The 9,581-nt window shown below is 70.9% G+C and carries 10 protein-coding genes; 6 read left to right on the top strand and 4 right to left on the bottom strand.

Annotated elements, in window-relative coordinates:
• Nucleotides 1–431: 431 nt before the first annotated feature.
• Nucleotides 432–1,193 (bottom strand): triose-phosphate isomerase, encoded by a 762-nt coding sequence (gene tpiA / locus BM066_RS17275; RefSeq protein WP_089929687.1) that lies wholly within the window; start codon nucleotides 1,191–1,193, stop codon nucleotides 432–434.
• 159 nt (nucleotides 1,194–1,352) lie between these two features.
• Here tpiA and BM066_RS17270 point away from each other — a divergent pair, with 159 nt between their 5' ends.
• Nucleotides 1,353–3,323 (top strand): peptidylprolyl isomerase, encoded by a 1,971-nt coding sequence (locus tag BM066_RS17270; protein WP_089929686.1) that lies wholly within the window; start codon nucleotides 1,353–1,355, stop codon nucleotides 3,321–3,323.
• Nucleotides 3,320–4,855 carry an anthranilate synthase component I gene (gene trpE / locus BM066_RS17265; protein ID WP_089929685.1) on the top strand — a complete coding sequence of 512 codons (1,536 nt, stop codon included), beginning with the start codon at nucleotides 3,320–3,322 and terminating at the stop codon, nucleotides 4,853–4,855. Before BM066_RS17270 ends, trpE begins: the two co-directional genes overlap by 4 nt.
• A gap of 5 nt (nucleotides 4,856–4,860) precedes the next feature.
• Here trpE and BM066_RS26525 read toward each other — a convergent pair whose 3' ends face one another.
• The gene (locus BM066_RS26525; protein ID WP_177218488.1) at nucleotides 4,861–5,067 is read right to left on the bottom strand and encodes a hypothetical protein; all 207 of its coding nucleotides are present in this window, start codon (nucleotides 5,065–5,067) and stop codon (nucleotides 4,861–4,863) included.
• 150 nt (nucleotides 5,068–5,217) lie between these two features.
• Here BM066_RS26525 and BM066_RS17255 point away from each other — a divergent pair, with 150 nt between their 5' ends.
• From BM066_RS17255 to trpC, 3 genes are read left to right on the top strand one after another with little or no spacing between them, the layout of a single operon-like run.
• Complete coding sequence (locus BM066_RS17255) at nucleotides 5,218–5,814, top strand: anthranilate synthase component II (RefSeq protein WP_089929683.1); 597 nt, start codon at nucleotides 5,218–5,220, stop codon at nucleotides 5,812–5,814.
• 2 nt (nucleotides 5,815–5,816) lie between these two features.
• Nucleotides 5,817–6,842 carry an anthranilate phosphoribosyltransferase gene (gene trpD / locus BM066_RS17250; protein WP_089929682.1) on the top strand — a complete coding sequence of 342 codons (1,026 nt, stop codon included), beginning with the start codon at nucleotides 5,817–5,819 and terminating at the stop codon, nucleotides 6,840–6,842.
• Nucleotides 6,839–7,627, top strand: a complete 789-nt coding sequence (trpC, locus tag BM066_RS17245; protein WP_089929681.1) for an indole-3-glycerol phosphate synthase TrpC — start codon at nucleotides 6,839–6,841, stop codon at nucleotides 7,625–7,627. Before trpD ends, trpC begins: the two co-directional genes overlap by 4 nt.
• A 47-nt stretch (nucleotides 7,628–7,674) precedes the next feature.
• Here trpC and BM066_RS17240 read toward each other — a convergent pair whose 3' ends face one another.
• Nucleotides 7,675–8,004: a hypothetical protein gene (locus BM066_RS17240; RefSeq protein ID WP_089929680.1), complete on the bottom strand. Its 330-nt coding sequence runs from the start codon at nucleotides 8,002–8,004 to the stop codon at nucleotides 7,675–7,677.
• Nucleotides 8,005–8,266: 262 nt separating this feature from the next.
• Between BM066_RS17240 and lexA the strand changes: the two genes are divergently transcribed.
• Nucleotides 8,267–8,968, top strand: a complete 702-nt coding sequence (lexA, locus tag BM066_RS17235; protein ID WP_089929679.1) for a transcriptional repressor LexA — start codon at nucleotides 8,267–8,269, stop codon at nucleotides 8,966–8,968.
• A gap of 126 nt (nucleotides 8,969–9,094) precedes the next feature.
• Here the strand turns inward: lexA and BM066_RS17230 are convergent, their stop codons facing one another.
• Nucleotides 9,095–9,517: a GFA family protein gene (locus tag BM066_RS17230; RefSeq protein WP_089929678.1), complete on the bottom strand. Its 423-nt coding sequence runs from the start codon at nucleotides 9,515–9,517 to the stop codon at nucleotides 9,095–9,097.
• Nucleotides 9,518–9,581: the final 64 nt, after the last annotated feature.

Below are 9,581 nucleotides of genomic sequence, written 5' to 3'. Positions count from 1 at the left end.
GAGCGCCGGACGACGTCCGGAGTTCTTTGATAAATACCGTTTCGACGAAGCCGATCGCTCCGCGCGGTCGTTTTCCGCCAGCGTCCGGTGGGCAGCCCTGTTGAGGCTTAGCCGGACCCGATCTCGATCCCTTTCGGGAGAAACCGGACGCCGGGGGCGCGGGCCTATGGGCAATCTCGCGCTTTGTCCCCGGTCGACGCCGACGGCGGGCGGGCTTCCCAACGATGGAAGGCCCCGGACACGCTGAAGTAACCCCCTCCAGCCCAGTCCCGCTCGATCGCCCCCCGCCGCCGCATCGGTCGCTGGCCATGCGCCCTTTCCCCGCGACGAGGTGAGTAAAGGATACGGCCGGTCCGAGAGGGTGCGGGGCATAAAGTTTTAGCGCCGCGATTTCAGTGGCTTGGTCGCCGCAGTGACGGGGACACGCCCCTCTAGGCGGCCGCGATGATCGCCAGGAAGTCCGCGGCCTTCAGCGAGGCGCCGCCGACCAGGGCGCCGCCGACCTCGGGCGTGGCCAGGATCTGGCGGGCGTTGTCGGGCTTCACCGAGCCGCCATAGAGGATCGGCACGGTGGCGCCGTGCTGGCCGAACCGCTCGACCAGCACGGCGCGCAGGGCCCGATGGATGTGCTCGATGTCGGCCAGGGTCGGGGTGCGGCCCGTGCCGATGGCCCAGACCGGCTCGTAGGCCACGGCGAAATTCTGCCCCGCCAGCGAAGCCGGCAGCGAGCCGCGCGCCATGCCGGTGACCACCGCCTCGGCCTGGCCGGCGTCGCGCTGTTCGCCGGTCTCGCCGAAGCAGACGATCGGCTCCAGGCCGGCGGCCAAGGCGGCCTCGACCTTGGCCGCGACCAGGGCGTCGCTTTCCTGATAGGCGGCGCGGCGCTCGGAATGGCCCAGAATCACCAGCCTGGCGCCGGCGTCGGCCAGCATGGCGGCCGAGATGTCGCCGGTGTGGGGACCCGCCGTCGCCGGATGGCAGTCCTGGCCGCCGACGATCACCGCCTCGCCGGCCATCGCCTCGGCCATACGGTGCAGCAGGGTGGCCGCCGGGCAGAACGCCACTCGCGCCGCGGGCGGCTTGGCGGCGACCGCCGCGGCGACCGCGCGGGCCTCGTCGAGCGAGGCTTCCAGGCCGAACATCTTCCAGTTTCCGGCGATCAGCGGCCGGGGCGTGGTCAGCGAAAGGGTCATGCGCCCGGTTTGGGGCCCCTGGCGGGTCGGAAGTCAAGACTGATCGAGCCCCGCCGCCGCTTGCCCGGCGCCCCGCGGCTCTACTATACCCGCAACTCGCGTTCGTTCCGCCGCCCTGCGGGGAAACCGCGCGATTTTCGAGGAAGGTTTCTCCCAGTCATGCTCGCCGGCTTCCGCTCCTTCGCCAAATCGCCGTTCGCGGTGGTCCTGTTTGGTCTGCTCATCGTCAGCTTCGCGGTGTTCGGCATCAGCGACGTCTTCCGCCATCCGCCCGGCAAGTGGGTGATCGCGGCCGGGTCGCGGAACATGACGCCGGAGGACTTCAAGGCGCAGTTCGAGAACTACCGCAAGCGCGAGCAGGCCCAGGGCCAGACCCTCACGCCGGACATCGCCGTCCAGCAGGGCGTCGACCGCAAGATGCTGACCCAGCTGGCGCTGCAGGAGTCCCTGGCCGAGCTGATCCGCAAGATGGGCGTGCGCCCGTCCGACAAGCTGGTCGGCGACACCCTGCGCGAGCAGCTGGCCAGCCTGCCGCCCGGCCAGCGCCCGTTCGACCCGATCACCGGCAAGTTCGACCCGGCGATGTACCAGCGCCTGCTGGCCCAGAACGAGCTGACCCCGGCCCGCTATGAGGCCTCGCTGCGCGACGACATCGCCCAGACCCACCTGTTCAGCGCCGTGGCCTCCAGCCTGCGCGCGCCGCGCATCTACTCGGCCCTGCAGGCCGCCTACGGCCTGGAGGGCCGCGACCTGGCCGCCTTCGCGATCAATCCCGCGACCGTCGAAAAGCCGGCCGCCCCGACCGACGCCCAGCTGCAGGCCTTCATGAAGGAGCACGCCGCCCAGCTGACCCGCCCGGAGACCCGGGTGCTGTCGGTGGCCCGCTTCAGCGCCAAGGCCCTGGAGAACACGGTGACCGTGCCCGAGGCCGACATCGTCAAGACCTACAATTTCCGCAAGGACACCCTGGGCACGGCCGAAACCCGCTCGTTCGTCCAGATCGTCGCCCCCGACGCCAAGGCCGCCGCGGTGATCGCCCAGCGTCTGGCCAAGGGCGACCAGCCGGCCATCGTCGCCAGCGCCTACGGCAAGCAGCCGGTGATGATCGACTCCAAGCCCAAGTCCGCCCTGCCCGACCGCAAGGTGGCCGACGCGGTGTTCGCCCTGGCCGCCGGCCAGGTCAGCGCCCCGATCAACGGCGATCTCGGCGTCTCGGTGGTCAAGCTGACCAAGGTCAACCCGGCCGCCACCCCCAGCCTGGAGTCGCAGCGCCCCGCCATCGAGGCCGAGCTGAAGACCCAGGCCGCCCAGGCCAAGGCCTACGAGCAGACCCAGACCTACCAGGACGCCCATGACGGCGGCGCCAACCTGATCGACGCGGCGACCAAGGCCGGCGCCCTGGTGATGACCACCTCGCCGATCGCCGCCAACGGCGCCGACCAGACCGGCCAGCCGGCCTCCGGCCTGACCCCCGACGCCCTGAAGACCGCCTTCGAGCTGCCCTCAGGCGGCGAGAGCGAGCTGATCGAGGCCGGCAAGGGCGAATATTTCGCCGTCCGCGTCGAGAAGGTCATCCCCTCGGCCATGCCGCCCCTGGCCGAGATCCGCGCGCCCCTGGCCCAGCAATGGCAGCTGGACCAGTTGCTGCAGCGCATGAAGGCCAAGGCCGAAGAACTGACGGCGCGGGTCAAGAAGGGCGAGTCGCTGGAGGCGGTCGCCGCCTCGGCCCAGACCCAGGTGCAGCGCGTGCCCAACATCACCCGCCAGAACGCCCGCCAGTTCCAGGGCCTGGGCCGCGACCTGCTGATCGGCGCCTTCGGGGCCAAGCCGGGCGTGGCCTTCGTCAGCCGCGGCCCGCAGGGCGGCTACCTGGTGGCCCTGGTCGAGAAGGTCCATCCCGGCTCGCCCGAGCAGATGGCCCAGATCACCGAGGCGGCGCGCGCCCAGACCTCGCAGGGCCTGTTCCGCGACGTCGGCATGGCCGCCCAGGACGCGGCCAAGACCCAGCTGAAGACCAAGGTCAATCTGACCCTGGCCCGCCAGGCGATCGGCGTCGACACCAGCGCCCTGCCCGCCGAGGACGGCAAGGCTCCGGCCAAGGCCAAGGCTCCCAAGGGCCTGGCTCAATGAGTCTGGAGCCCACGTTCGACGCCTTCGCCGCCGCCTACGAGTCCGGCCGCCCGCAGGTGGTCTGGACCCGGCTGATCGACGACCTGGAGACCCCGGTCTCGGCCTATCTGAAGATCGGCCACGGCCGGCCCTACGCCTTCCTGTTCGAGAGCGTCGAGGGCGGCGCCTGGCGCGGGCGCTATTCGATCGTGGCCATGAAGCCGGACCTGGTCTGGCGTTGCCGCGGCGACCAGGCCGAGATCGCCCAGGGCGACGACATCGCCGCCGGCCGCTTCACGCCCCAGGCGGGCGGCGCGCTGGACAGCCTGCGCGACCTGATCGCCCAGTCGCGGATCGAGCTGCCGGCCGGCCTGCCGCCGCCGTCGGCCGGCGTGTTCGGGGCCCTGGGCTACGACATGGTCCGCCTGGCCGAGCGCCTGCCGGACGTCAATCCGGACACGCTGGGCCTGCCGGACGGGATCATGACCCGGCCGTCGATCGTGGCGGTGTTCGACGCCATCGCCCAGGAGATCATCCTGGTCACCACCGCCCGGCCCCAGGCCGGGGTGTCGGCCGCCGACGCCTACGCCGCCGCCAAGGGCCGGATCGAGACGGTGATGGCCGACCTGCGCGCCCCCCTGACCCAGCCGGCTCCCCGCCAGAGCCACGGCCAGGCCGAGTTCACCACGCCGGTCAGCCGAGAGGACTACGCCGTCGTGGTCGAGAAGGCCAAGGAGTACATCCGGGCCGGCGACATCTTCCAGGTGGTGCCCAGCCACCGCTTCCGCGCGCCGTTCCCGCTGGAGCCGTTCGCCCTCTATCGCTCGCTGCGGCGGACCAATCCGTCGCCGTTCCTGTATTTCCTGGACCTGGACGGCTTCAACCTGGTCGGCTCGTCGCCGGAGATTCTGGTGCGGCTGCGCGACGGCAAGATCACCATCCGGCCGATCGCCGGCACCCGTCCGCGCGGCGCCACGCCCGAACAGGACCTGGCGCTGGAGAAGGAGCTGCTGGCCGATCCCAAGGAGCGGTCCGAGCACCTGATGCTGCTGGACCTGGGCCGCAACGACGTGGGCCGGGTGGCGATGCTCAAGCGCGCCGGCGGCAATGATCCGGCCGTGAAGGGCAAGCACGCCAATGTCCGGGTCACCGACAGCTTCAAGATCGAGCGCTACAGCCACGTCATGCACATCGTCTCCAACGTCGAGGGCGACGCGCCCGAGGGCGTGGATCCGGTCGACGTGCTGATGGCCGCCCTGCCCGCCGGCACGCTGTCGGGCGCGCCCAAGGTGCGGGCCATGGAGATCATCGACGAGCTGGAGGTCGAGAAGCGCGGCATCGGCTACGCCGGGGCCGTGGGCTATATCGGCGCCGACGGCTCGGTCGACACCTGCATCGTGCTGCGCACGGCCCTGGTCAAGGATGGCGTGATGTACGTCCAGGCCGGCGGCGGCGTGGTGGCCGACAGCGACCCGGACGCCGAGTACGACGAGACCCTGCACAAGTCGCGGGCCCTGAAGCGGGCGGCGGAAGAGGCCTGGCGGTTCGCCTAGCGGCTCTACTCGCCCAGGCGGTCGGACGGCAGGTGCTGGACGACCGCCGGCGGGGCCATGATCATCACCGTGGCGAAGGTCACCGCGCTGAGCGCCGCGAAGGCGGCGGCGGCCAGGACGGGCCCCATCCTCTGCCGGCGCATCGGCTTGCGCAGCAGGGCCCGGGCATAGGCCAGGGCGGCGGTGTCGAGCGCGGAATCAGCGGGGTTCATGACGATGAGCATGCCCGAGCCTCCGACCGAAGCAATGCGACCGTTTCGCGCTGGCGAGACCGCTAAGCCCCACCTCAGAAAAACTTCCCTCGAAAAGCCTCACCTTTTTGATGAAACCGGCTAGAAGGCTGAACCTGGAAAGGCGGCGTCATGATCCTGGTCATCGATAACTACGACAGCTTCACCTACAACCTCGTCCACTATCTGAACGAGCTGGGGGCCGACACCGTCGTGCATCGCAACGACGACCTGTCGGTGCAGGAGGCCCTGGGCCTGCGGCCGAACGCGGTGCTGTTGTCGCCTGGCCCCAAGGCCCCGGACCAGGCCGGCATCTGCCTGCCGCTGCTGCGCGGCGCGCCCGACGACCTGGCGATCCTGGGCGTCTGCCTGGGCCACCAGGCCATCGGCCAGGCCTATGGCGGCGACGTGATCCGCGCCAAGGAAGTGATGCACGGCAAGACCAGCAAGATCTTCCACAACGACAAGGGCGTGTTCAAGGGCCTGCCCAACCCGTTCATCGCCACCCGCTACCACAGCCTGGCGGTCGACAAGGCCACCCTGCCCGCCGACCTGGAGATCACCGCCTGGACCGAGGACGGCGAGATCATGGGCGTCCAGCACAGGACCCGCCCGGTCTACGGCGTGCAGTTCCACCCCGAATCCATCGCCACCGAGGGCGGCCACCAGCTGCTGGCCAACTTCCTGGACCTGGCCAAGGTCCAGCGCGACGCGGCGATCTGGGTCTAGCCGTGTCCGACGCCTTCAAGCCCCTGCTGGCCAAGCTGGCCGACGGCCAGACCCTGGACGGGGACGACGCCGAGGCCTTCTTCGCCGCCTGCCTGCGCGGCGAGCCGACGCCCGCCCAGGTGGCCGCGGCGGTCACCGCCATGCGCCTGCGCGGCGAGACCGTGGGCGAGATCACCGCCTGCGCCCGCGCCATGCGCCGCGCCGCCATCCACCTGGACCATCCCTATGAGGTGATCGACGTCTGCGGCACCGGCGGCGACGGCCTGCACACCCTGAACATCTCCACCGCCGTGGGCTTCGTCGCGGCCGGCGGCGGCCTGAAGGTCGCCAAGCACGGCAACCGGGCGATCACCTCGAAGTCCGGCACCGCCGACGTCCTGGCCGCCCTGGGGGTCAATATCGACGCCAGCCTGGCCCAGCAGCGCCAGGCGCTCGACACGGCCGGCATCTGCTTCCTGTTCGCCCAGGCGCACCACGGGGCGATGAAGCACGTCTCGCCGATCCGCCAGCAGCTGGGCTTCCGCACCATCTTCAACCTGCTGGGCCCGCTGACCAACCCGGCCGGCGCCCGGCGCCAGGTCGTGGGCGTCTCGGCCCACCGCTTCGTCGAGCCGGTGGCCAAGGCCCTGGGCGCCCTGGGGGCCGAGCGCGCCTGGTCGGTGCACGGGGCCGGCATGGACGAGCTGACCACCACCGGCGAGACCGAGGTCGCCGAATGGCGCGACGGCGCCGTGCGGCTGTTCACCATCACCCCCGAGGCCGTGGGCCTGCCCCGCGCCGCCCTGGCCGACATCACCGGCGGCGAGCCCGCCTACAACGCCGCCGCCCTGACCGCCCTGCTGGACGGCGCGCGCGGTCCGTACCGCGACATCGTCCTGCTCAACGCCGCGGCCGCCTTCCTGGTGGCCGACAAGGTCGAGACCCTGCGCGAGGGCGTCGACCTGGCCGGCGCCGTGCTCGACGACGGCCGGGCCAAGGCGGCCCTGGCCGGCTTGGTCGCCGCCACCAATTCGGAAGCCGCCGCATGACCGACATCCTCGCCAGGATCGCCGCCTACAAGCGCGAGGACGTGGCCGACCGCAAGCGCCGGCGCTCGTTCGCCCAGGTCGACGCCGCCGCCCGCGCGGCCAGCAGCCCGCGCGGCTTCAAGGCCGCGCTCGAGGCCGGTCACGCGCCGGGCCGGCTGGCCCTGATCGCCGAGATCAAGAAGGCCTCGCCGTCCAAGGGCCTGATCCGCGCCGACTTCGATCCGCCCGCCCTGGCCCGCGCCTATGCCGAGGGCGGAGCCTCCTGCCTGTCGATCCTGACCGACGGCCCCAGCTTCCAGGGCGCCGACGGCTACCTGATCGACGCCCGCGCCGCGGTCGCCTTGCCCTGCATCCGCAAGGACTTCCTGGTCGATCCCTGGCAGGTCGCCGAGAGCCGCGCCCTGGGCGCCGACGCCATCCTGGTGATCCTGGCGATGATCGACGACGCCCTGGCCGCCGACCTGATGGCCGAGGCCGAGCGGCTCTCCATGGACGCCCTGGTCGAGGTGCACGACGAGACCGAGATGGCGCGGGCCGCCAAGCTGGGCGCGACCCTGGTCGGGATCAACAACCGCGACCTCAAGAGCTTCGTGGTCGACCTGGCCGTCACCGAGCGCCTGGCCGTCCAGGCCCCCAGGGACGCCCTGCTGGTCACGGAAAGCGGCCTGTTCGTCCATGACGACGTGGTGCGCATGGAGGCGACCGGCGCCAAGGCCATGCTGGTCGGCGAGAGCCTGATGCGCCAGGCCGACGTGGCGGCGGCGACGCGGGCGCTGCTGGGCTAGAGCGCGTCTAGAGCCTCGGCATCGGCGCGTTCACCGGCGCAAGTCCGTCAAGCGCCGGTGGCGTCCACGACGATGGCGACCGTCTTGCCTCGCGACAGCGGGTCCCATCCCGCCGCGATGGCGGAAGCGATGGCGTTCCTCACGAGCTTGGGATCGATCTGCGAGGCCTTCAGCAATGGCGCGCCGTACCGGGGCTGAGGGCCCGGCGGAAACTCGACCACGGCCTCGCGCTGTCCCTCCTGGTGACGCACGGCGATCGCCATGCCGTGGCGCACCGGCGCGTCGCTGGACCACCCGGGCTGGCGATGGAGCCGCCAGACGTAGGGCTCTCCATCGACCTCGATCTCTAGTTCAGCGCTTTGCTTGTTGCGTGCCATGCACGGGTGTTAGCCCGGCCGGCGCGCCCAGGCCACCCCATCTTGGCTCAGTTCCCTTTCGGCCCCATCGCGGCGGCTGCGACGCCTTCGATTCGCCAGGGTCGCGGAAGCTCCCCCGCGCGCACCCCGCCCGAGTCCTGAATTTCTTGAGGAAATCGCCCGTTCGACCGGCGAACACCGTTAACTTGACATCAACGAAGAACACCTAGAGAACATTCACAGAGGTTTGCGGTTTGTTCCGCGACGACTGGCGAGGCCGGACATGCTCACGCGCAAGCAGCACGAGCTGCTGATGTTCATCCACGAACGGATCAAGGAGACTGGCGTCTCCCCCTCCTTCGACGAGATGAAGGAGGCGCTGGACCTGGCGTCCAAGTCGGGCATCCACCGGCTGATCACGGCGCTGGAGGAGCGCGGCTTCATCCGCCGCCTGGCCCACCGGGCTCGGGCGCTGGAGGTGGTCAAGCTGCCGCAGCAGGCCACGGCGGCGGCCCCGCCCAAGGGCCGCGGCACGTTCAAGCCGCAGGTGCTGGAAGGCGGCGGCCAGCCGCCGGCCGCGCCCGCGCCGATCGCCGCCGACAACAGCCGCGAGCTGCCGATCCTGGGCCGCATCGCCGCCGGCACGCCGATCGACGCCATCCAGCACGAACGCGAGCGCCTGCCCGTGCCCGAGACCATGCTGGGCGCCGGCGAGCACTATGTGCTCGAGGTGCAGGGCGACTCGATGATCGAGGCCGGCATCCTCGACGGCGACTATGTGATCATCCGCAAGGGCGACACGGCCAACAGCGGCGAGATCGTCGTGGCCCTGGTCGGCGAGGAAGCCACCCTCAAGCGCCTGCGCAAGAAGGGCGGCTCGATCGCTCTGGAAGCCGCCAACCCCAAGTACGAAACCCGCATCTTCGGTCCCGACCAGGTCGAGGTGCAGGGCAAGCTGGTGGGGCTGATCCGGCGATATCACTAGGGGGTGAAGACCCCCTCAGTCGCTACGCGACAGCTCCCCCAGAGGGGGAGCAGCACGCCGCGTAGATCCTCCCCCCTTGGGGGAGGTGGCCCGGAGGGCCGGAGGGGGCCTGCGGCGGTGGCCCTTCTAACTCGCCATCCCCGCCGGCCGGTTCTCCACATACTGCGGCACGTTCAGCGGCGGCAGCCAGGGTTCGCGCCGCTTCACCCAGACCTCGTATTGCGGCGTGAACTGGCCCACCTCGTCCAGCCCGCCCAGGTGGATCTCGATCTCGCCGTCGCCCTCCCCGTTCTCCAGCCAGGAGGCCGCCGTCCAGAACAGCGGCGAACCACAAACCGCGCAGCCGTGCAGCAGGCCGTGCTCGGCGCCGGCCCAGATCGAGGCCCGCCCTTCGATCCGCACCCTGTCCGACCGGAAGGCCGCAAAGGCGTTGAACGGCGCACCGTGGCGCTTGCGGCAGGTCAGGCAGTGGCACAGCCCCACCCGCAACGGCCCGCCGGTCGCGACATAGCGCACCGCTCCGCATGCGCATCCGCCCTGTCGCTCCATGATCGTCTCCTTCCGTCGTTCCGCTCCTAAACGCCCGACGCGCCGCTCGGCTCAGCAGGCCCGC

The sequence above is a fragment of the Caulobacter sp. UNC279MFTsu5.1 genome (assembly GCF_900114015.1).
Classification (GTDB): Bacteria; Pseudomonadota; Alphaproteobacteria; order Caulobacterales; family Caulobacteraceae; genus Caulobacter.
Note: the sequence above shows the minus strand (reverse complement) of the source record. Positions and strands in the feature narration are given on the sequence as shown.

Bases quoted from the DNA above. Each gene is read 5' to 3' on its own strand.
- tpiA (WP_089929687.1), bottom strand. From the start codon at position 1,193: ATGACCCTTTCGCTGACCACGCCCCGGCCGCTGATCGCCGGAAACTGG.
- BM066_RS17270 (WP_089929686.1), top strand. From the start codon at position 1,353: ATGCTCGCCGGCTTCCGCTCCTTCGCCAAATCGCCGTTCGCGGTGGTC.
- trpE (WP_089929685.1), top strand. From the start codon at position 3,320: ATGAGTCTGGAGCCCACGTTCGACGCCTTCGCCGCCGCCTACGAGTCC.
- BM066_RS26525 (WP_177218488.1), bottom strand. From the start codon at position 5,067: ATGAACCCCGCTGATTCCGCGCTCGACACCGCCGCCCTGGCCTATGCC.
- BM066_RS17255 (WP_089929683.1), top strand. From the start codon at position 5,218: ATGATCCTGGTCATCGATAACTACGACAGCTTCACCTACAACCTCGTC.
- trpC (WP_089929681.1), top strand. From the start codon at position 6,839: ATGACCGACATCCTCGCCAGGATCGCCGCCTACAAGCGCGAGGACGTG.
- BM066_RS17240 (WP_089929680.1), bottom strand. From the start codon at position 8,004: ATGGCACGCAACAAGCAAAGCGCTGAACTAGAGATCGAGGTCGATGGA.
- lexA (WP_089929679.1), top strand. From the start codon at position 8,267: ATGCTCACGCGCAAGCAGCACGAGCTGCTGATGTTCATCCACGAACGG.
- BM066_RS17230 (WP_089929678.1), bottom strand. From the start codon at position 9,517: ATGGAGCGACAGGGCGGATGCGCATGCGGAGCGGTGCGCTATGTCGCG.